This window comes from Streptomyces sp. SPB162 (assembly GCF_029504575.1).
Classification (GTDB): domain Bacteria; phylum Actinomycetota; class Actinomycetes; order Streptomycetales; family Streptomycetaceae; genus Actinacidiphila.
Window position 1 is genome coordinate 509024 of sequence record NZ_JAQFII010000001.1, and the last position, 20459, is coordinate 529482.

Below are 20459 nucleotides of genomic sequence, written 5' to 3' on the forward strand. Positions count from 1 at the left end.
CCCGCGACCCCTCCTGTAGGTTTCGTACATCAGTTCAGCGGTGCCCAGAGTCTCATGGGCGGGGTCCGCCGGAACTGACACCCCTGGAAGAGCCGCGCGCCACTCCGCGCGCCCGGGCCTCGAGTCGGCTCGAAGCCCGGGCGAAACGCCGTTACCGCGGAACGGAGAGCGACAGCCCGAACCGGCCGTCCGCGTCCGTCCACCAGTGGCGCAGGTCGAGGCCGGCGGCTTCGAGTTCCCCGCGCAGGCCCTCCTGGCGGAACTTCGCCGAGATCTCCGTGCGCATCTCCTCGCCCGGCTCGAAGGCGACCGCGAGGTCCAGCTCCGGGATCTTCACCGTCTGGTGGGAGCGGGCCCGCAACCGCATCTCGATCCACTCGTTCTGCCGGTCCCACAGGGCCAGGTGGTCGAACTCGGCCGGGTCGAAGTCGGCACCGAGTTCGCGGTTGATCACGTGCAGCACGTTCTTGTTGAACTCCGCGGTCACCCCGGCCGCGTCGTCGTAGGCGGCGACGAGGGTCCCCTCGTCCTTGACCAGGTCCGTGCCCATCAGCAGCGCGTCGCCCGGCGCGAGTCCGGCGCGGACGGCGGCCAGGAAGACAGCGCGTTCGGCGGGCAGCAGGTTGCCGAGGGTGCCGCCGAGGAAGGCCACCAGCCGCGGCCCCTCGGCCCCGGGCACGCGCAGGTCGCCCTGGAAGTCCCCGATGAGCGCGTCGACGCGCAGCTCGGGGTACTCCTTGAGCAGCGCTTCTCCGGCCTGCTGCAGGGCGGCCTCACTGACGTCCACGGGCGTGTACGCCTTCAGCGTCCCGGCGGCGAGCAGGGCGTCCAGCAGCAGCCGGGTCTTGTCGGACGACCCCGAGCCGAGCTCGATGAGGGTGGCAGCTCCCGTGGCGGCGGCGATCTCACCCGCCCTGGTCTGCAGGATCTCCCGCTCCGCGCGAGTCGGGTAGTACTCGGGGAGCACGGTGATCTCCTCGAAGAGCTCGCTGCCGCGGGCGTCGTAGAACCACTTGGGCGGCAGCCACTTGGGCTCCGCGGTGAGTCCTTCGCGTACGTCGGCGCGCAGGGCGTCGGCGGTGGCGTCGGCGGGCAGGCGGCGGGTGAGCGTGAAGGTACTCAACGGTTCGGCTCCTTGAGCGTGGTGAGCTGGATCTCGTCGACAGTGGCGACGAGCAGGGTCCGGTCGGGGACCCTGACCCAGGTGTCCTCGTCGTCGTGGGGTTCCGAGACGACGAGGACCGAACGGCCCGGTTCATGGCGGTAGTAGAGGGTGTCGCCCCAGGCGGTGGCGGCGATGACGGCCCCGTCGGTGAGCAGGAGGTTCAGCCGCCCCTGGTCGGGCGGGACGAGGTCGGCGATGGTGCCCGCGAGTGCGTCGCCCGGCGGCTCCCCGGCCCGCAGCCGGTGCAGCGCGAGGGCCCAGACGAAGGCGGAGTCGCAGCGCGCGTCCAGGGACAGCAGTTCCGCGGCGGAGAGCCGCGCGGCGGCCTGCTCCAGGGCCGCCGGCCAGCCGGTGAGCGCCCCGTTGTGGCTGAAGAGCCAGCGGTCGGCGGCGAAGGGCGCCGCCGCGTTCTCCCCGGCCGCACCGCCCTCGGTCGCGGAGCGGACGGCGGCCAGCAGCGCACCGGTGGTGATGACGCGGGCCAGGTCGGGGAAGGACGCGTCGGCCCAGATCGGTCCGGCGCGGCGGTAGCGGGCGGGCACCGGATCGCGGTCCGCGTACCAGCCGACGCCGAATCCGTCGGCGTTGACGGTGCCGTGCAGTTGCTCGCGCGGTGCCCAGGACTGCCGGTACAGGCTGTGCTCCGGCTCGGTGAGCACGGTGCGCAGCGTGATGGGCGGGCCGAGGTAGGCGAGGTGCCGGCACATCAGCGGCCGTCCTGGGATCGGGCGGTGCGGAAGCCGGAGAATATCTGCCGGCGGACGGGGTGGTCCCAGTTGCGGAAGGTGCCGCGACAGGCGACCTGGTCGACGGCGAACGCGCCACCGCGCAGCACCTTGTAGTCGCCGCCGTAGAAGACCTCGCTGTACTCGGGGTAGGGGTACGCGATGAAGCCGGGATAGGCCAGGAAGTCGCTCGACGTCCACTCCCAGACGTCGCCGATGAGCTGGCGCACGCCCAGCGGGGACGCTCCGGCGGGGTAGCTGCCGGCGGGGGCGGGCCGCAGGTGCCGCTGACCGAGGTTGGCGTGCTCAGGCCCCGGGTCCTCGTCCCCCCACGGGTAGCGCCGGGAGCGGTCGGTGGCCGGGTCGTGGCGGGCGGCCTTCTCCCACTCGGCCTCCGTGGGCAGCCGGCGGCCGGCCCAGCGGGCGTAGGCGTCGGCCTCGTACCAGGACACGTGCAGGACCGGCTCGTCCGCGGGGACCGGTTCGGTGACGCCGAAGTGCCGGCGCAGCCACTGGCCGCCCTCCCGGCTCCAGTACAGCGGCGCGTGCAGGCCCGCCCGCTGCCGGTGCTCCCAGCCGGGGCCGGTCCACCAGCGCGGGTCGTCGTAGCCGCCGTCCGCGATGAACTCCAGGTAGGCGCCGTTGGTGACCGGCGTGGTGTCGATGTGGAAGGCGTCGACGTGGACGCGGTGGGCAGGGCGTTCGTTGTCCAGCGCCCAGGGTTCCGCGGAGGTGCCCATGCTGAACGGCCCGCCGGGCACCAGTACCTCGCGCGGCAGCGTGGCGGCGTCGGCGGGCGCGGCGGGGGGCGCGGGCGCGGTGAGGACCACGGGGCCGGTCCGCAGCTGATGGGTGATGAGCATCGTCTCGTCGTGCTGCTGTTCGTGCTGAGCGACCATGCCGAAGGCGAATCCGGCGTCGAGCAGCCCGCTGCCGTGCAGCGGGGTCTTCTCGATGAGGTCCATGACCCGGCCGCGGACCTCGTGGTTGTATCCGCGCGCCTCACCGGGCGGCAGCAGGGGCAGCCGGGGTCGCTCGGCGCGCGGGTGCTCGAAGGCGTCGTAGAGGGAGTTGATCTCGGTGGGGAAGATCGGCTCATGGCCGCCGACGGTGCGCAGCAGCCACAGCTCCTCCTGGTTGCCGATGTGCGCGAGGTCCCAGACCAGGGGCGACATCAACGGTGAGTGCTGGGCGGCGAGGTCCGCGTCGTCGACGCATTCGGTCAGGGTCCGCGTGCGGGCACGCGCGGTGGTCAGGGCCGCCGCGATGCGGTCGCGCAGCGCGTCCTCATCCTGCCCGGGGGCGGTGCTGTCGTTCACGCGCGGTCCTCCTTGGTCTGCGTGCCGGTCCTGCCCGGCGGGCTGCCCGCCGCGGAGCGGTGCTGGTCGATCAGGTCGTCGGCCGGACATCGGCCGCGCGCGATGTACCGCTCGGCGAACTCGGTGACGGTGTCCTGTACGTGTCCGGGAGCGCCGATCCGCGGCAGCGCGTCCAGGGCGGCCCGGAAGCAGGCGTCGGCCGCCCTGCGCAGGGCGGGGTCGGTCAGGCCGCGGCGGGCCGCGCGGACCCACAGCGGATTGCGCGGGGCGGCCGGACCGCCCGCGCCGAGCGGCAGGACGGCCCGCAGCGCGGCCTGGTGGGCGACCGGGTCGTCGAACAGGGCGGTGACCACGGCCAGCGGCACGATCCAGCCGTCCTCACCGGGCTGCGCGTCGATCATGCGCAGTTCGAGGTGACCCTGCGGGCGGACGGGCGGGAACAAGGTGGTCAGGTGGTAGCGCAGATCGTCGAGGGTGGGTGCGGAGCCGGCCGGACCGCCGTGCTCGATCCAGTCGCGGAAGGTGAGTTCGGTGGGTGTGGTCCAGGGCGTGCCGTCCTGCTGCCGGATGCACATCACGGGCGCGTCGAGGGCGTACCGGGCCCAGGCGGCCCGTGGTTCACGGTCCAGCGGCGGGGCGAGGGTGCGGGCGGTGTCCATCAGGGACCACACGGCCTGGCGGGTGGAGCGCCAGCCGCTGGGGGCGCCCTGGCGCAGCGGCGAGTTGGCGAACGCGGCGACCAGGACGGGGCCCAGCAGGTGGGCCAGCCGCCAGCGGGAACGGATGCCGTGCGGGCCGGGGGTGTCGGTACCCGCGTCCACGCAGACCTGCACGGAGGCGGTGCTGCACATCATGGAACGGCCCGCGGTGCCCGCGCGGTCGAAGTACTCCTCCATCGCGACGTAGCGCGGGAGGTCCAGGATGCGGCGTGGTGTGCGGTAGGGGTCGTGGCCGTGGCCCGCGGCGACGAGGCCCTTCGCCTTGAGATGGCCGCGGACGGCGGCCAGGTCGGCCGAGGTCTCCTCGACGCATTGCGCGAGGGAGTGGGCGGGGCGCGAGCTGAGTTCTATCTGGCCGCCCGGCTCACGGGTGAGCCCTGCGTTCAGCGGGAGCTGCTCCAGGCCGCTGACGGCTTCTGCCAGCCGGCCGGGGTCGATGTGGAGGGCCGGGTCGTGCGCGTCGTACAGGAACCATTCGAGCTCGGTGCCGACCCTGGTCGGTGGTCCGGTCTTGAAGCAGATGCCGTGTATGAACAGCTCGGCCTCTGCCTCGGTGACCGGGCCCGCGGATCCGGGCTGCCGCCGGGCCGGTCGCCTGGCGGTGCCTGCCATGTCATGGCGCATGGTGATGTCTCCCATCAGGCCGCTGTGGCGGCCGCTAACCAATGTGCCTCACCACGGCCGATTGCGCTCGCTATTTCTTACGGTTTGTTCGAATATGTTAACTTTTTGGCCAGTTCCCGGATACCCACACGTCACCGGCGCGCGGACCGCCTTCCCGGTGCCTTTTCGGCGAAACGGGCGATCCGGTCGGCCGCTTCGGCGAGCACCGGCTCCGGCAGCGCGAAGTTCAGGCGTGCGTAGCCCTCCCCGGCCGCTCCGAAAGCGGAGCCGTCCGTCAGCTCCACCCCGCAGGCCGCCAGCAGCACCTCACGGATCCCGGCGTCCGGCGCGACTCCCTCCGGCCGGGCACCGTCGAAAGCCGCCCCACTGAGCCACAGCAGGAACGACGCCTCCGGCACACAGTCGACCGATCCGGGAACCGCCTCCGCCAACCGGGTGACGATCAGGTCCCGCCGGTGCGTCAGCCCGGCAGTCAGTGAACGCAGCCACGGCCCGCCGTGTTCCAACGCGATCTCCTGGGCGAGCGCGCCGAGCAGCCGTCCGCCCTCGAAGAAGCCGAAGCCCTCCAGGGTGGCGACGACGCGTCGCCGCAGGTCGGCGTCGGGTACGAGGAGGAAAGCGTCCGCCAGGCCGCTGACGTTGAACGCCTTGCCCACCGAGTGGACGACGACGGTGTTCCGGGCGAACTCCCCCGCGGCGTGCACGGCGGTGACGTGCCGGCGCCCCGGATGCACGATCTCGCAGTGCACCTCGTCGCTGATCAGCACTCCGCCGCAGCCGGCGGCCGCCGCGGCGAGCGCGTGCAGCTCCGCCGCGCCCCACACCCGGCCGGTGGGATTGTGCGGACTGCTCAGCGCCACCACGGCGCCCGGTGCGCGGCGGCAGGCGCCGGCCAACTCGTCGACGGGCAGGCCGTATACGCCTCCGGTCCGGTCGAGCGGGATCTCTCGGACGGCCCGGCCGGCGGCCCCGGCGACGGCCGCGAAACCGCCGTACTCCGGCGTCGGCGTCAGCACCGGGCCGCGCGGTGCCGGGCCGGCCGCCGCGGCGTCGAGCACCACACGGACCGCGGTGCGGGGACCGAACGGCAGCAGCACCACCCAGTCGGGATCGATGTCGGCCGCGTGGCGGCGGGCGTACCAGCGCGCGACCCGTTCACGGGCGGCGGGATCGGCCCGGGTGTAGCCCAGTGCGTGGTGATCCAGCCGGTCCCGCAGCGCCGCGAAGAGGGCGGGAAAGCCCGGCAGGTCCATGTCGGCGACGCCCAGCGGGATCCGCCCGGCGTGTTGCCCGACGCCCGCGGTCAGCCACTTCACGCTCCGGGTGCCCGTCCGGTCCAGGCCGTCTCCGCCGTCCATCCCGTCTCCCCTCGTCGCGTGAACCAGTCCCGCACCTGCCTCCCCACCCGTCCCTTTGAAGTAAACAGCGATTATCGCTTGCCTCTCCGATCGAGAGGAGTAATTTCTATTACATGATTACATCAAAGGATCGTGCGGCGGTGCGCGGCTGGTTCGCCGGGCGCCTGCCGGAAGGACTGTTCACCGAGCTCCTGGACGTCACCGTCGACCGGGAGGAGATCACCGTCGTGGGCCGCATCCCCGAGCCCGAACTCGCCGCGGACGCCTCAGCGGCGGAGCGGGACGCCGCCCGGGAGGGGCGCATCGCGGAGTTCCGCGGACGCACCCGGTCCGCCCGCATGGAGGTGGGCCCGCGAGGCCGAGGAGAAGTACGGGCGCAAGGTGTCGTGGGGCGTGCAGTGCGCGGACACCCGCGGCTGGTACACCACGGTCGCCGCGCCGGTCATGACGCGACTGCGTCAGCCCGAGCGCCAGGTGCTCGACACCCTCATCGCCGGAGGCGTGGCCCGCAGCCGCAGCGACGCGCTGGCCTGGTGCGTACGGCTGGTCCAGCGCAACGCCGACGCCTGGCTCGGCGACCTGCGCGACTCCCTGGAGCACGTCGAGCAGGTGCGCGCCCAGGGGCCGGACACCGACTGACGGCCCACCGCGGACCGACACCCCTTCGTGCCGGCGCCGTCCCGCCCCGCGCGGGACCGCGCCGGCACGCGCACGTCTCCCAGGCGCCGTTGACACGACCCGCCCGGCTCCCTAGGTTCGGGGCCAACGAGTTAGTAAAGTTTCTTAACTAGAAGTTCGGCACCCCTGCCCTGGCGCGAACCCCCACGAGCCACTGGGAGATCCAGCGTGTTCCTCCGTCCGGCACCACACCGTCGACGGCAGGCCACCGCGGCGGCATTCGCCGTCCTCGGTCTCGCCCTCGCCCTCGTCCTCCCCGCCAACGCCGCTCCCCCGTCCCCCGGCGCCGTCCGCACAGCAGCACCGGTCACCGCGACCGCCTCGGGTCCGGGCACGGCGACCGCCCTCACCGGCTACGCCATCCAGTCGTCCGCCAAGGTCACCGACTCCCCCACGGCGATCTCCACCCCCGGCTACCCGGCCGCCGGTTGGTACCCGGCCGGTCCGCGCTCCACCGTCCTGGCGGCGTTGCTCGCCACCGGCCGCTACGCGGACCCGTTCTACTCGCAGAACCTCAAGAAGATCCCCACCGCGGACTTCGCCGTCCCGTGGTGGTATCGCTCCGACTTCACCGTCGACGACACGGCAGCGCGCACCCACCTGGACTTCAGCGGCGTCGTCTCGGCCGCCGACGTGTACGTCAACGGTGTCCGGGTTGCCACCAAGGACGCGGTGGCGGGCGCCTACACCCGGCATGAGCTGGATGTCACCGCCCAGGTGAAGACGGGTACCAACACCGTCGCCTTCCTCGTCCAGCCCAACGATCCGAAGAAGAACCTGACCATGGGGTGGATCGACTGGCTCCAGCCCCCGCCCGACGAGAACATGGGCCTGGTCCGGGACGTCCTGGTGCGCCGCGGCGGACCGGTGGCGCTGCGCGACGCGCATGTGGTCACCGCGCTCGCGCTGCCCTCCCTCGGCTCGGCCGACCTGACCGTGAAAGCGCAGGTCCGCAACGACTCGGCCGGCCCGGTCACCACGACCGTCTCCGGCACGATCGGCGAACTCGCCTTCAGCCAGGACGTCGACCTGGCGGCACACCAGACGAAGGCGGTCACCTTCGCACCGTCCGGCTACCCCCAACTGCGGCTGAGTCGTCCCGCGGTGTGGTGGCCGGCCGGCATGGGCGCACAGTCGATGTACGACCTGCGGCTGACCGCCACCGTCGCGGGCACCGCTTCGGACAGCGTGCGGGAGAGTTTCGGGATCCGGGACGTCAAGGCGCCGGTGAACGGCGACGGGGCGCGCCAGTACTCCGTCAACGGCCGCAAGCTGCTCATCAAGGGCGGCGGCTGGTCACCCGACGTGTTCCTGCGCTGGGACCGGACGTACACCGAGGACCGGCTGCGGTACGCACTGGACCTGGGTCTCAACACCATCCGGCTCGAAGGCCACATCGAACCGGACGAGTTCTTCGACCTGGCCGACCGGTACGGCATCCTGACGATGCCCGGCTGGGAGTGCTGCGACAAGTGGGAGGGCAACGTCAACGGCGGCGAGCCCGGCGACAAGTGGACCGCGGCCGACTACCCCGTCGCCAAGGCGTCCATGGCCGGCGAGGCGGCCCGGCTGCGCGACCACCCCAGCGTCGTCTCGTTTCTCATCGGCAGTGACTTCGCCCCCGACGCCACCATCGAGAAGGGGTACGTCGACGCTCTGAAGGCCGCCGACTGGCCGACCCCCGTGGTCGCCGCAGCCTCCGCCAACTCCGCACCGCTGTCGGGACCTTCCGGCATGAAGATGAGCGGACCCTATGACTGGGTACCGCCCAACTACTGGTACGCCAAACGCGAGGGCGGCGCCACCGGCTTCAACTCCGAGACCAGCGCGGGCCCCGACATCCCCACCCTGGACACGCTGCGCCGCACGCTGTCCCCCGCCGAACTCGAGACCCTCTGGAAGGACCCCACCGCCAAGCAGTACCACCGCTCGCCCTCGTCGACCTTCAGCGACCTCAAGCTCTTCGGCAACGCGCTGGCCGGCCGCTACGGCAAGCCGACCGGCCTGGACGACTACGTCCGCAAGGCCCAACTGGCCCAGTACGAGGCGGTCCGCGCCCAGTTCGAGTCCTACGGCCGCAACGCCTCCGACAGCTCGCAACCCGCCACCGGCGTCGTCTACTGGATGTTCAACAGCGGCTGGACCTCACTGCACTGGCAGCTCGTCGACCGCTACCTCGACCAGGGCGGCGCGTACTTCGGCGCCAAGAAGGCCAACGAGCCGCTGCACATCCAGTACTCCTACGACAACCGCTCCGTGGTCCTGGTCAACAACCGGCACGCGCCCGCGTCGGGACTGACCGCCCGGGTGAGCCTGTACAACACCGACGGGACCCTGAAGTACGACAGGACCGGCACCGGACTGACGGTCGGCGGCGACGGTGCCAAGACCACCGCACTGACCGTGCCGTCCACGGTGAGCGGGCTGTCCACCACCTACCTGGCCAAACTCGTGCTGACGGATTCCTCGGGCGCCGAGGTCAGCCGCAACGTGTATTGGCTCTCCACCAAGCAGGACGTCCTGGACTGGGGCAACACCGACTGGTACTACACGCCCACCACCGCCTACGCCGACCTCAAGGGGCTCGGCTCCCTGGCCCCGGCCACCGTCTCGGCGACGGCCAGGACCACGGCGGGGAGCGACGGCACGTCCACGACCTCGGTCACCCTGGGCAACACGGGCACGGGCCGGACACCCGCGCTGCTGACCGACGCCCATCTGGTGGACGGCGCCGGCGCCCCGGTACTGCCGGTGACCTGGTCCGACAACCAGGTGAGCCTGTGGCCGGGCGAGTCGGTGACGCTCACCGCCTCGTACCGCACGGCGGACCTGCACGGATCCGCGCCCCGCGTGCGGGTCTCGGGCTGGAACACCGCCACCGCCACCGTCCCCGCCGGCCGGTAGGAGGCGGTACGCGCGGAAGCCGCGCCCGGCCGCCGAGTACAGCGGCCGGGCGCGGCGTCGTGAGCGGGGTCGCTACGGGTGGCTGACGAGGTTGGCGACGTTACTGCCCGAGTTGAACGGGCCTCCGGTGGAATTGATGACGTGGTTGATGGTTCCGGTGCCGCCCAGCGAGACGGTCACCATGTCGTGGAACTTCACGCCCGGGGTGTTCGGGACCTCGAAGGTCGTGCGGTCACGGAGTTCTCCTGTCGTGGTGGAATGCGGCGGCCGTCAACTGGGGAGACCCCACTGCTGATTGGCCGAACCCGCGCAGTCCCACAGCTGGAGGCGGGTGCCGTTGGCGGAGCTCTGCCCGGTGGCGTCGAGGCAGCGGCCGGAGGCCGGGTTCACCAGCGTGTTGCCGGAGCGGGTCCATTTCTGGGCGCCGCCGCCGGAGCAGTCCCACAGCTGGATCTTCGTGCCGTTGGCCGTGCCCTGTCCGGTGGCGTCCATGCACTTGCCCAGGGCCTTGAGCGAGCCGTCGGCGCTGATGGTCCAGTTCTGGGCGCCGGTGCCGTTGCAGTCGTAGAGCTGTACGGCGGTGCCGTTGGCGGAGCTCGCCGCCGCCACGTCGACGCACTTGCCGGCGATACCGGTGATCCGTCCGACGGGCTCGGTCCCGCCGCCGTTGTTGCCGGTGAGCGCGTTGAAGGTGCGGGCGAACTGGTACGGGCTCTGCGGGGTGCCGCTGCAACTGTCGGACAACGTGCCGTTACTGGCGCACGCCGTGTCGCGGCCCAGTGCCCAGAAGGACAGTTCCTGGATGCCGTGGCTCGCGGCGAAGGTCTCCAGCGAGGTGGCGTTGGCGGTGGTGAAGACCTCGTTGGTCGAGTCGTTCACCCCGATCATGGGGGTGTTGCCCTCCATGGCCCACAGCTGGTCGGAGCTCTTGGCCGTCCAGATCTGACCGAGTTGGCCGTGCAGCGCGGTGGCGGCGTTGATGGCGGCCTGGCCCATGTCCATCGAGGGCCCGTAGTCCATCGTCATGATGTTGACGACGCTGACGTTGAGGCCGCGGCTCTTCGCGTTGTTCAGCAGGCTGAGCGAGTCGGACTCCAACCCGGTGGGGTTGACCGGGAGGATGTAGTCGACCGCGAGGGTGCGGCCGGCCGCCGCGTACTGCTGCTGCAGCGCGGCGAGCGCCTGGTTGCGGCGGTCGTTGGCGGCGGTGTCGCCCAGCGCACCGCCCTCGATGTCCAGGTCGATGCGGGTCAGGTTGAGGGTGTCGATCACCCTCTTGTACTGGGCCTGGAGGGTGGAGACCGACGTACACGCCTGACCGAGTTCGGTGCCGGAGGCGCCGCCGAAGGACGCGATGACATCGCCGCCGGAGGCGCGCAGGCTGTTGATCGCGTTGGTCCATCCGGCGTCGCCGATGTCGGTGGTGCCGTTGAACGTCGCGTTGCAGCCGTTGCCGGCGATGACGAAGGCGAGCGTGAAGTACTTCAGGCCGGTGGCGGCCTGCGCACTGGCCATCGCCGAGGGCGAGTTCCAGGTCTCGACGTAGGGGGCCGCGTAGTGCGCGGGGAATCCGGGTCCGGGGTTGGCGGCCGCGTTCGCGGCCGGGCTGCCGCCGAGCAGCAGACCGGCGGAGGTGATCGGGATCGCCGCGGCGACCAGACTCTTCTTCAGGCGTGACCAGGGCATGGCTGTCCTTCGGAACGTGCGCGGGAAAGCGCGTGGGGGGTGCCCGCCGCCGCAGGGGTGGCGGAGTCCTGACCGGGTGGTGCGCCGTGGTGGGACGAGCCGCCGGTGATCTGGTGGGGGGTCGGCGACGGCCGCCGAAGAAGGCCGCGTTGGAAGGTCCGAGAAGCGCGGCTTCTTTTATCACCACTTAGTTCAAGGGGTGATTGAACTCGCGTGATCATGGTCGCGTCAAGGGTCTGGACCAATCAAAGGGAACTCGTCCCACCGGCTTCTTTTCCGCTACCGCCGCGCCCGCACGGGGGGTGGTGGCCGTACCCGGACCGTTCGGCGAAGATGACTCCTGGACGCCCGCCCCCTGCAGACAGGCCCTGTCATGAGCCCTTCCCCCCAGTCATCCGAGACCACGGAGTACGACGTCATCGTGATCGGCGCGGGACCGGTGGGCGAGAATCTCGCGGACCGCACCCGCGCCGCCGGCCTCACCACCGTCGTCGTGGAGAGCGAGCTCATCGGCGGTGAATGCTCCTACTGGGCCTGCATGCCCAGCAAGGCGCTGCTGCGCCCGGTGGCCGCGCTGGCGGGCGCCCGCGGCGTCGCCGGCTCCCGCGAAGCGGTGGGCGGCGGGCTCGACGCCCCCGCGGTACTGGCCAGGCGCGACGACTTCGCCTCGCACTGGAAGGACGAAGGACAGGCCTCTTGGCTGGAATCCGTCGACGTCGACCTGGTGCGCGGCGAGGGGCGGCTCGACGGGCCGCGCAAGGTCGTGGTCCGCACACCCGGTGGAACGGAGCGGGCCCTGACCGCCCGTCACGCGGTCGCGGTCTGCACCGGCAGCCGCGCCGTCCTGCCGCAGCTGCCCGGCCTCGACGAGGCGCGCCCGTGGACGAGCCGGGAGGCCACGTCCTCGCCGGCCGTGCCCGGCCGGTTGGTCGTGGTGGGCGGCGGCGTGGTCGGCGTCGAGATGGCGACGGCCTGGCAGGCACTGGGATCCGAGGTCACCCTCCTGGTGCGCGGCGAGCGACTGCTGCCGAAGATGGAGCCGTTCGCCGGCGAGTCCGTCGCGGCGTCGCTGGCCGACGCGGGAGCCGTCGTCCGCACCGGTGTCGACGTGGCGGCCGTGCGCCGGGTGTCGCCGTCCGCACCGGTGACGGTGGTCCTCAAGGGCGGGGAGGAGATCGAGGCGGACGAGGTCCTGTTCGCCACCGGCCGTGCCCCGCGGACGGACGGCCTCGGTCTGGAGACCGTCGGGCTCACCGACGGATCGTGGCTGGAAGTCGACGACTCCTGCCGGGTCACCGCCGTCGACGGCGACTGGCTGTACGCGGTCGGCGACGTCAACCACCGCGCGCTGCTGACCCATCAGGGCAAGTACCAGGCCCGGATCGCGGGCGCCGCCATCGGCGACCTCGCGGCCGGCCGGCCGCTGGACAGCTCGCCGTGGGGCCCGCACACGGCGACCGCCGACGTGGCGGCCGTCCCGCAGGTGGTGTTCACCGAACCGGAGATCGCCTCCGTCGGCCTGACCGCCCGTGAGGCCGAACAGGCCGGGCGCCGGGTCCGCGTCATCGACCACGACCTCGGCCAGGTCGCCGGCGCCTCGCTCTACCAGGACGACTACCGCGGTCAGGCCCGCATCGTCATCGATCTGGACCGCGGCCACCTCATCGGCGCCACCTTCGCCGGCCCCGGCGTCAGCGAACTCCTGCAGTCGGCCACCATGGCCATCGCGGGCGAGATCCCCGTCAGCCGCCTCTGGCACGCCGTTCCCGCCTACCCGACGATCAGCGAGGTCTGGCTGCGACTGCTGGAGACCTACCGGGGCTGAAGGGGGTTGCGAAGGTAGCGCCGTTCGCCCGTGAGGGCGGGGTCCGCGGCGTCCGGTACGGGCGACCGCACGGCGGAGGGTCGTACTCGTACCCGACGTACCTGGACGAGCCCGGCAACGCGGCAGGCGTGCGGGTCAGGCGTCGGGGGCCAGGCGGGACCTTCGCCACACCCTTGAGGTCGCGTCTTCAAGGTGGGCCGCGGGCCGCCGCCGGGCGCTGTCGGCCGCGACATTCCGGGAATCCGGGTTTACCAGGTTTCCAGCAGGTCAGGCGGACAGTAGAGCCAGAGGCCAGGTCGACGACGCGCCCAGTAGAGAGGCGACCCATGTCCCTTCCCGAGAACAACGCCCGTATCGGTGAATCAGACGCTTCCGTGGGAGAACTCGTCAAACGGGCGTCGGAACAGCTGTCCGAGCTGGTCCGGGGGGAAATGCGGCTCGCACGGGCCGAGCTGACGGAGAAGGGCAAGCGGGCCGGGCTCGGCGGCGGGCTGCTGGGCGGTGCCGCCCTGATCGCGGTGATCGGGCTGCAGGCACTGGTGGCCACCGCGATCGCGCTCCTGGCTCTGGCCGTGTCGGTATGGGCGGCGGCCGCGATCGTCACGGGCGCCCTGTTCGTGATCGCGGCCGTGCTGGCGTTCCTGGGGAAGAAGCAGGTGGCGCGCGCCGTTCCGCCGGCCCCCGAGGCGGCCATCGACAGCGTGAAGGCAGATGTGGAAGAGATCAAGGGAAGGGCACACCGATGACGAGTATCCCCGAGGCCAACGAGCCCGGTGCCGCCGCGAGCAAGGACGAGCTCCGGGAGCAGATCGAGCAGACGCGGGAGGAACTCGGCGACACCGTCGAGGCCCTGGCCGCCAAGGCCGACATCAAGGGGCGGGCCCAGGACAAGGCCGCCCGGGTGAAGGAGCAGGTCGGCCGGAAGTCCGCCGAGGTGACGGCGGACGCACGGGTGAAGGCGGCCCAGGTGAAGACGGAGGCACGGGAGAAGGCCGCTCACGTGAAGACCGATGCACGGGAGAAGGCGGCCGAGGCACGGGAGAAAGCCGCTCACGTGAAGACCGAGGCGCTGGACAAGGCCGCTCAGGTGACCGCGGAGGCACGGGACAAGGCGGCTCAGGCCGCCCATGTCGTGCAGGACAGGACGCCCGAGCCGGTCAGGGCGGTCGCCGTGCGGGCCGCCGACACCGGACGACGCAACCCCGTCCCGGTGGCCGTCGCCGCGGCGGCGCTGGCCGTGCTCGCGGTGGTACTGCTCAGGCGCGGCGGCAAGCGCCGCTGAGGCAGGTACGGCCAAAACGCCGGTGGGACCCCGCGGTTCGCGGGGTCCCACCGGCGTTTCCGCTGACGCGTCAGGTCGACACAGCGGGTTAGGCGGTGTTGCGAAGGTTCCGTCTGGCCCGCGACGCCTGGCACGCGCGCGCTCCCCCAGCTACCGCTGGGAGGGGCCCCCAGTTGTCGGGCCCGCCCCGGTACGTCCAGTCCAGTACAGGGGCGACCCTCCGCCTTGCGATCGCACGCACCAGACGCCCCGGGCCCCGCCCTCCGGGCGGACGCCGGGATGTGTCAGACACGGCCTAGTGTCCTGCGCCGGAGATCCGTCGGCAGAAACGGGCGAGGGAGTCGAGGATCTCTTCCGCTGTCTTGGTCCAGATGAACGGCTGGGGGTCCTCGTTCCAGTTCTTCACCCAGGCGCGGATGTCGGCTTCGAGGTTCTGGACATTCTTGTGTGCGCCCCGGCGGATCATCTGGTCGGCCAGGAAGCCGAACCATCGCTCGACCTGGTTGATCCACGAGGACCCGGTCGGGGTGAAGTGCATCTGGAACCGCGGGTGTTTGCTGAGCCACGTCCTGATCGCCGGAGTTTTGTGCGTGCCGTAGTTGTCCACGATCAGGTGCACCTGCAAGTGCGCGGGCACCTCCTTGTCAATGCGGATCAGGAACTTCTTGAACTCCGCCGCCCGATGTCTGCGGTGCAGGGCGCTGATGACCTGCCCGGTGCTGACATCGAACGCGGCGAACAAGGTGGTCAAGCCGTTGCGGACGTAGTCGTGAGTACGGCGTTCGGGCATGCCGGGCATTATCGGCAACACCGGTTGGGACCGGTCCAGTGCCTGAATCTGGGACTTCTCGTCCACCGAGAGAACCACCGCGCCCTCGGGTGGGTTGAAGTACAGTCCGACGACGTCGTAGACCTTCTCCACGAACAACGGGTCCGTCGACAACTTGAACGTGTCCGTCAGGTGCGGCTTGAGTTGGAATCTCCGCCAGATCCTGCCGACGGTGGACTTCGACAGACCGCTGTGGTCCGCCATCGACTTCCGCGACCAGTGAGTGGCGTTCTTCGGGATCTCCTCCAACGTCGCGACCACGACCGCCTCAACCTGATCGACATCGATGGTGGGTGGCCGGCCCGGCCGGGGCTCGTCGACCAGGCCGTCCAGCCGGTCGATGAGGAACCGTCGCCGCCACTTGCGAACTGTGTCCGCGCTCACCCGCAGATCCCGCGCGACCGTAACGATCGGCGGCACCTCCGGCCCCGCGCACGCCAGCACGATCCGCGCGCGCAAGGCCAGGGCCTGGGCCGATGTCGCCCGACGCGTCCACCGCTCCAACACCGCCCGCTCATCCACACACAGCAGCAACGGCTCCAGTTTCGGCCCCCGACGAGGCACCGACGCACCAGCAGTAGAAGTCACACAGCATCTAACGATCAACTACTGGCGCAGGACACTAGTCGCCTGGCCAGGTACCGGTCACCCGGCGCCAGCCCACGGCTCCTCCACGCTGTACCGCCGCGCGGACGACCGAGAAGATCAGGCCCTCGATGGCCGCGGCCGCGAGCACCTCACCCCATGTGTGGTCGGCCTCGAGCGGTTCCGGGGCGTCGCCGGGCCCGACCCGGTCCCACACCTTCCGGAAGATCAGACCGGCCACCGCTCCGCCCGCCATCCCGACGACCAGACCGATCGGTTTGTACACCACTTTCGCTGTCTTCGGCACAGCGATGCCTCCTTCTCCTTCACCCACGGTCCACCGCTGGTGTCACTTCATCGCATCGGAGCATCCGGACGCCACACCCATCCCGGATCCACCCGTCGCGGCTGTGGTCCGACTGCCCCCTCCCCCTGCGGCTACGCCTTCACCGCGCGACCCGATCAAACGGGTGACGAGATGTTTTCCCTACCGGATCGCGGGTTAGCCGGGAACCATGAAGCCCGTTCACACCGTCCGCCCGGACGGTGACCGGGCTGGGGCCCGCACGACGTCGCGCCGAAGCGATCGTCACCGCGTCGCCGACCCGCGTAACGGACAACGGAGGCTGTGGACATGGACCGACCCCGGATCGTCGTAGTGGGAGGCGGGTTCGCGGGGCTGGAGTGCGCGCGCCGCCTGGAGCGCCTGCTGGGTCCCGACGAGGCGCAGATCTCGATCGTCACTCCCTTCGGCTACTCGCTCTACCTGCCCCTGCTGCCGCAGGTCGCCTCCGGTGTCCTGACGCCGCAGTCGGTGGCGGTCTCGCTGCGCCGGGTACTGCGGCGCACGTCCGTCATCCCCGGCGGGGCGATCGGCATCGACCCGCAGGCGAAGGTCTGCGTGGTGCGCAAGACGACCGACGAGACCGTCAACGTCCCGTACGACTACCTGGTCCTGGCACCCGGCAGCGTCACCCGCAGCTTCGACATCCCGGGGCTGGAGGAGAACGCCCGGGGGATGAAGACCCTGGCCGAGGCCGCATACCTGCGCGACCACGTCATCGCGCAGCTCGACCTCGCCGCGAACAGCACGGATCGCACGGAGCAGGCGTCGCGGCTGCAGTTCGTGGTGGTGGGCGGCGGCTACGCCGGTACGGAGACGGCCGCCTGCCTGCAGCGGCTCACCACCGGCGCCGTCAAGCGCTATCCACGTCTGGACCCCTCGCTGATCAAGTGGCACCTGGTCGACGTCGCCCCCAAGCTCATGCCGGAACTGGGCGACGAGTTGGGCGGCAAGGCCATGACCATGCTGCGCAATCGCGGCGTTGAGGTCTCGCTGGGCGTCTCGGTCGCCAAGGCCGCGCCGGAGAGTGTCACTCTCACCGACGGCCGGGAACTGCCCTGCCGCACGCTGGTCTGGACAGCGGGCGTCGCCGCCAGTCCCCTGATGGGGACGCTGGGCACGGAGACCGTCAAGGGACGCCTCGTGGTGGACCCGTCGATGGAGGTCCGCGGCCTGGACGGCGTCTTCGCCCTGGGCGACGCCGCCGCCGTTCCGGACCTCGCCCGCGGCGACGGCCAGATCTGCGCGCCCACGGCGCAACACGCCCAACGACAGGGCAAGGCCGTCGCGGACAACGTCGTCGCGGTGCTGCGCGGCCAGGAGACGAAGCCCTACATCCACAAGGACCTCGGCCTGGTCGTCGACCTCGGCGGGACCGACGCGGTCTCCCGGCCGCTGGGCATCAACCTCGCCGGACTCCCGGCGCAGGCCGTGGCACGCGGCTACCACCTGATGGCGCTGCGGACCAATGTCGCCAAGGTGCGCGTGGTGACCAACTGGATGCTCAACGCCACCGCGGGCGACGATTTCGTTCGTATCGGCTTCCTGGCCCGCCGCCCCGCCCGGCTGCGGGACTTCGAGTACACCGACGCCTATCTGACACCGGAGCAGATCCGCGAGCACACCGCCCCCCTGGCCACGCGTTCCTGATCGCCGAGGAGGCGTTTCCATGTCGTTGTCAGACACCCCGGACCGTTCGCCCGACACCGGCAGACCCGACGGGGACGGGTCGGAGACCGGGACGATCACCACCGCGGTGCCGGCCCGCCTGGACCGGCTCCCCTGGTCGCGCTGGCACTGGACCATCGTGATCGGCCTGGGAACGGTGTGGATCCTCGACGGACTCGAGGTCACGGTCGTCGGCAACATCGCCGGCCGGCTGTCCGAAGAGGGCAGTGGACTGTCCATCACGTCCGCGCAGGTGACCGGTCTCGCCGCCGCCCTGTACGTCGCCGGGGCCTGCGTCGGCGCGCTCTTCTTCGGCTGGCTCACCGACCGGCACGGCCGCAAGAAGCTGTTCCTGATCACACTGGCCGTCTACCTCGCGGCCACGGCGATGACCGCGCTGTCCTTCTCGTCCTGGTGGTTCTTCACGTTCCGCTTCCTGACCGGGCTGGGCATCGGCGGCGAGTACGCCGCGATCAACTCGGCCATCGACGAGCTGATCCCGTCCAAGTACCGCGGCCGGGTCGACCTGATCATCAACGGCAGTTTCTGGCTGGGCGCCATCGCCGGCTCCCTGCTCTCGGTCGTGATGCTCAACACCAACATCTTCGCCGCGAACGTGGGCTGGCGGCTCACCTTCGCCCTGGGGGTGGTGTTGGGTCTGATCATCCTGGTGGTGCGGCGCCATGTGCCGGAGTCCCCGCGGTGGCTGTTCATCCACGGCAAGGGCAAGGAGGCGGACCGGCTGGTGTCGTCCGCGGAGGAGCAGATCAAGGAGGAGATCGGTAAGGACCTGCCGGAGCCCGCCGGTGAGATCACCATCCACCAGCGCACCTCGATCGGCTTCGGCCTGATCGCGAAGACGGTGTTCCGCGACTACCCCAAGCGCGCCACGCTGGGTCTGGCGCTCTTTGTGGGCCAAGCGTTCCTGTACAACGCGATCACCTTCGGTTTCGGCGCGATCCTCACCACGTTCTACGACGTGCCCACCGGCCACACCGGTTACTACTTCGCGGTGATCGCCGCGGGCAACCTGATGGGTCCGCTGCTGCTGGGACGCCTCTTCGACACCTGGGGCCGGCGCCCCATGATCGCGGGCACCTACATCGGCAGTGGGCTGCTGCTGTTCGGTACCGCGTGGCTCTTCGGGAACGGCCATCTGTCGGCCACCACCCTGACGGCGTGCTGGTGCGTCGTGCTGTTCTTCGCCTCCACCGGGGCCAGCAGCGCCTACCTGACCGTCTCGGAGATCTTCCCCATGGAGACCCGGGCGATGGCCATCGCGTTCTTCTACGCGCTCGGGACGGCGGCGGGCGGCATCACCGGCCCGCTGGTGTTCGCCAAGCTCACCGAGTCCGGGGTGGTCGACGACACCGTCCTGGCGTTCTGCATCGGTGCGGCGCTGATGACGGTGGCCGGTGTCGTCGCGGCCTTCCTGGCGGTGCCGGCGGAGGGACGTTCCCTGGAGGACATCGCCACCCCGCTGTCCGCCGCGAAGCCGTCCGCGCCCCGGACGCCCACGCCCCCCACCGCCCCGGCCACCTGACGGCCCCCGGCGGTCAGGCGGGCGTGCCGAACCAGTCCAGACAGACGACCAGCGCGTCGTCGTCGCCCTGGGACGAGCCGCGGTGCTCGGCCAGCGCCGCCAGCACCGCCCGTGGCACATCGGCCGCGGGCAGGAGGCGGGTGGCCAGCACCGCACGGGCCAGCCCCCGCTCGCCGTACATCTCGCCCCCCGCGTTGGGAACCTCGTGCACTCCGTCACTGATGAACAACAGCCGGTCCCCCGGCAGCACCTGGAGCGCCTCGGGAACGTAGTCCGTGCCGTCGAACATGCCCAGCGGGAGCTGGGCGTCGAACGGCAGCGGCCGCACCGCTCCGTCCCGCAGCAGGAACGCCGTCGGCGATCCCGCCTCGATGATCTCCACCCGGCCGGTGGCCAGCTCGAACCGCAGCAGCAGGCACGCCAGGTGCTGACTGCCGCGGTGGTGGCCGTATACCGCCTGATCGGCGAGCGCGGCCTGGTCGGCCAGGCACAGACCGGCCCGGCGGGCGTTGCGCAGCGCGCCCACGCCCAGGCTGGTGAGCAGCGCCGCGTCGATGCCGTCGCCCATGCCGTTGGTGATCGACAAGGTGAGCGCCTCGGGCGAGGCGGACCAGTCGAAGTTGTCCCCGAAGGTGTCGTACGCGGGCTCCAGCTGCGCACCGAGCGCGAACTCGGGCCGGACGCAGGAGCGGGCGGGCAGCAGCTGCCACTGCATCTCGGCGGCGAGGGTGAGCCGCTCCAGCCGGCGCGCCTGGACGTACAGGTCGGTGTCGCGCTCGGCGACCACCACCTCGTGGGCGAGCAGCCCGGCGATCTCCAGCAGTTCCGCGGTGGCGTCCTTGCCCGGCGGCCGCGCGAAGGTGACGCTCAGCACGCCGAGCCGGTCGCCGCGGGCGGTGACCGGGAGGTGCAGGACGCTGCCGCCGTCCCGTCCCTCGGCGTACGGCTCCTGCGAGCCGAAGGCGCGGCCGGCACCCGATCCGTTCACCGGCAGGGCCGGGGCGGCGTGCGGCGGGACCGTCATCGGCTGGAGGTGTCCCAGGCCGTAGTCGGCCATCAGCAGTACGGCGTCGAGGGCGTCATGGCAGCGGGCCAGGATCGGGCGCAGGACGTCGAGCAGGTCGGGGGGTGTCGCGGCGCGCAGGGCGCGCTCGCAGTCCTGGAGAGCGTTCATGGATGGCCGGCCACGCCTTCGATCGGAGGGGC

General features: G+C 71.3%; 16 protein-coding genes and 1 pseudogene. 7 read left to right on the top strand and 10 right to left on the bottom strand.

The annotated features are described in order from the left end of the window. Nucleotides 1-151: 151 nt before the first annotated feature. The 5 genes from egtD to M2266_RS02405 form a co-directional block, all read right to left on the bottom strand. Nucleotides 152-1123 carry an L-histidine N(alpha)-methyltransferase gene (egtD, locus tag M2266_RS02385; RefSeq protein WP_277436577.1) on the bottom strand — a complete coding sequence of 324 codons (972 nt, stop codon included), beginning with the start codon at nucleotides 1121-1123 and terminating at the stop codon, nucleotides 152-154. Continuing rightward, entirely contained in the window at nucleotides 1120-1872 is a 753-nt protein-coding gene (gene egtC / locus M2266_RS02390; RefSeq protein ID WP_277436578.1) for an ergothioneine biosynthesis protein EgtC, read from the bottom strand. Before egtC ends, egtD begins: the two co-directional genes overlap by 4 nt. After that, nucleotides 1872-3209, bottom strand: coding sequence for an ergothioneine biosynthesis protein EgtB (gene egtB, locus M2266_RS02395; RefSeq protein WP_277436579.1), 1338 nt, complete (start codon nucleotides 3207-3209; stop codon nucleotides 1872-1874). Before egtB ends, egtC begins: the two co-directional genes overlap by 1 nt. Beyond that, nucleotides 3206-4540 carry an ergothioneine biosynthesis glutamate--cysteine ligase EgtA gene (gene egtA / locus M2266_RS02400; RefSeq protein WP_277441041.1) on the bottom strand — a complete coding sequence of 445 codons (1335 nt, stop codon included), beginning with the start codon at nucleotides 4538-4540 and terminating at the stop codon, nucleotides 3206-3208. The genes egtB and egtA overlap by 4 nt, the downstream gene beginning before the upstream one ends. A gap of 143 nt (nucleotides 4541-4683) precedes the next feature. Continuing rightward, nucleotides 4684-5910, bottom strand: coding sequence for an aminotransferase class I/II-fold pyridoxal phosphate-dependent enzyme (locus M2266_RS02405; RefSeq protein WP_277436580.1), 1227 nt, complete (start codon nucleotides 5908-5910; stop codon nucleotides 4684-4686). A gap of 113 nt (nucleotides 5911-6023) precedes the next feature. Between M2266_RS02405 and M2266_RS02410 the strand changes: the two are divergent. Then, nucleotides 6024-6549 (top strand): annotated as a pseudogene (locus tag M2266_RS02410) (hypothetical protein). Between the two features lie 207 nt (nucleotides 6550-6756). After that, the gene (locus M2266_RS02415) at nucleotides 6757-9492 is read left to right on the top strand and encodes a sugar-binding domain-containing protein (protein WP_277436581.1); all 2736 of its coding nucleotides are present in this window, start codon (nucleotides 6757-6759) and stop codon (nucleotides 9490-9492) included. 72 nt (nucleotides 9493-9564) lie between these two features. On the opposite strand, the gene M2266_RS02420 is transcribed toward M2266_RS02415, so the two are convergent. After that, a complete protein-coding gene (locus M2266_RS02420) occupies nucleotides 9565-9690 on the bottom strand; it encodes a hypothetical protein (RefSeq protein WP_277436582.1) in 126 nt (41 codons plus the stop codon). 72 nt (nucleotides 9691-9762) lie between these two features. Further along, entirely contained in the window at nucleotides 9763-11178 is a 1416-nt protein-coding gene (locus M2266_RS02425) for a ricin-type beta-trefoil lectin domain protein (RefSeq protein ID WP_277436583.1), read from the bottom strand. 373 nt (nucleotides 11179-11551) lie between these two features. On the opposite strand from M2266_RS02425, the gene M2266_RS02430 reads away from it, so the two are divergent. The 3 genes from M2266_RS02430 to M2266_RS02440 all read left to right on the top strand — a co-directional run bounded on the left by M2266_RS02430 (nucleotide 11552) and on the right by M2266_RS02440 (nucleotide 14285). After that, nucleotides 11552-13003: an NAD(P)/FAD-dependent oxidoreductase gene (locus tag M2266_RS02430; RefSeq protein ID WP_277436584.1), complete on the top strand. Its 1452-nt coding sequence runs from the start codon at nucleotides 11552-11554 to the stop codon at nucleotides 13001-13003. 326 nt (nucleotides 13004-13329) lie between these two features. Next, complete coding sequence (locus M2266_RS02435; protein WP_277436585.1) at nucleotides 13330-13749, top strand: phage holin family protein; 420 nt, start codon at nucleotides 13330-13332, stop codon at nucleotides 13747-13749. Continuing rightward, nucleotides 13746-14285, top strand: coding sequence for a DUF3618 domain-containing protein (locus M2266_RS02440; protein WP_277436586.1), 540 nt, complete (start codon nucleotides 13746-13748; stop codon nucleotides 14283-14285). Before M2266_RS02435 ends, M2266_RS02440 begins: the two co-directional genes overlap by 4 nt. A 295-nt stretch (nucleotides 14286-14580) precedes the next feature. Here the strand turns inward: M2266_RS02440 and M2266_RS02445 are convergent, their stop codons facing one another. Together M2266_RS02445 and M2266_RS02450 are read right to left on the bottom strand one after the other, a co-directional pair. Further along, nucleotides 14581-15678 carry an IS630 family transposase gene (locus M2266_RS02445; protein WP_277436587.1) on the bottom strand — a complete coding sequence of 366 codons (1098 nt, stop codon included), beginning with the start codon at nucleotides 15676-15678 and terminating at the stop codon, nucleotides 14581-14583. Nucleotides 15679-15736: 58 nt separating this feature from the next. Then, nucleotides 15737-16006: a DUF4235 domain-containing protein gene (locus tag M2266_RS02450; RefSeq protein WP_277436588.1), complete on the bottom strand. Its 270-nt coding sequence runs from the start codon at nucleotides 16004-16006 to the stop codon at nucleotides 15737-15739. A gap of 327 nt (nucleotides 16007-16333) precedes the next feature. Here M2266_RS02450 and M2266_RS02455 point away from each other — a divergent pair, with 327 nt between their 5' ends. Next, entirely contained in the window at nucleotides 16334-17692 is a 1359-nt protein-coding gene (locus M2266_RS02455) for an NAD(P)/FAD-dependent oxidoreductase (protein WP_277436589.1), read from the top strand. Between the two features lie 19 nt (nucleotides 17693-17711). Continuing rightward, nucleotides 17712-19253, top strand: coding sequence for an MFS transporter (locus M2266_RS02460; protein ID WP_277436590.1), 1542 nt, complete (start codon nucleotides 17712-17714; stop codon nucleotides 19251-19253). Between the two features lie 13 nt (nucleotides 19254-19266). On the opposite strand, the gene M2266_RS02465 is transcribed toward M2266_RS02460, so the two are convergent. After that, nucleotides 19267-20427 (bottom strand): PP2C family protein-serine/threonine phosphatase, encoded by a 1161-nt coding sequence (locus M2266_RS02465; RefSeq protein WP_277436591.1) that lies wholly within the window; start codon nucleotides 20425-20427, stop codon nucleotides 19267-19269. Between the last annotated feature and the right edge of the window lie 32 nt (nucleotides 20428-20459).

Coding starts and splice junctions, on each gene's coding strand:
- egtC (WP_277436578.1), bottom strand. CDS start 1,872: ATGTGCCGGCACCTCGCCTACCTCGGCCCGCCCATCACGCTGCGCACC.
- egtA (WP_277441041.1), bottom strand. CDS start 4,540: ATGGCAGGCACCGCCAGGCGACCGGCCCGGCGGCAGCCCGGATCCGCG.
- M2266_RS02405 (WP_277436580.1), bottom strand. CDS start 5,910: ATGGACGGCGGAGACGGCCTGGACCGGACGGGCACCCGGAGCGTGAAG.
- M2266_RS02425 (WP_277436583.1), bottom strand. CDS start 11,178: ATGCCCTGGTCACGCCTGAAGAAGAGTCTGGTCGCCGCGGCGATCCCG.
- M2266_RS02430 (WP_277436584.1), top strand. CDS start 11,552: ATGAGCCCTTCCCCCCAGTCATCCGAGACCACGGAGTACGACGTCATC.
- M2266_RS02435 (WP_277436585.1), top strand. CDS start 13,330: ATGTCCCTTCCCGAGAACAACGCCCGTATCGGTGAATCAGACGCTTCC.
- M2266_RS02440 (WP_277436586.1), top strand. CDS start 13,746: ATGACGAGTATCCCCGAGGCCAACGAGCCCGGTGCCGCCGCGAGCAAG.
- M2266_RS02455 (WP_277436589.1), top strand. CDS start 16,334: ATGGACCGACCCCGGATCGTCGTAGTGGGAGGCGGGTTCGCGGGGCTG.
- M2266_RS02460 (WP_277436590.1), top strand. CDS start 17,712: ATGTCGTTGTCAGACACCCCGGACCGTTCGCCCGACACCGGCAGACCC.
- M2266_RS02465 (WP_277436591.1), bottom strand. CDS start 20,427: ATGAACGCTCTCCAGGACTGCGAGCGCGCCCTGCGCGCCGCGACACCC.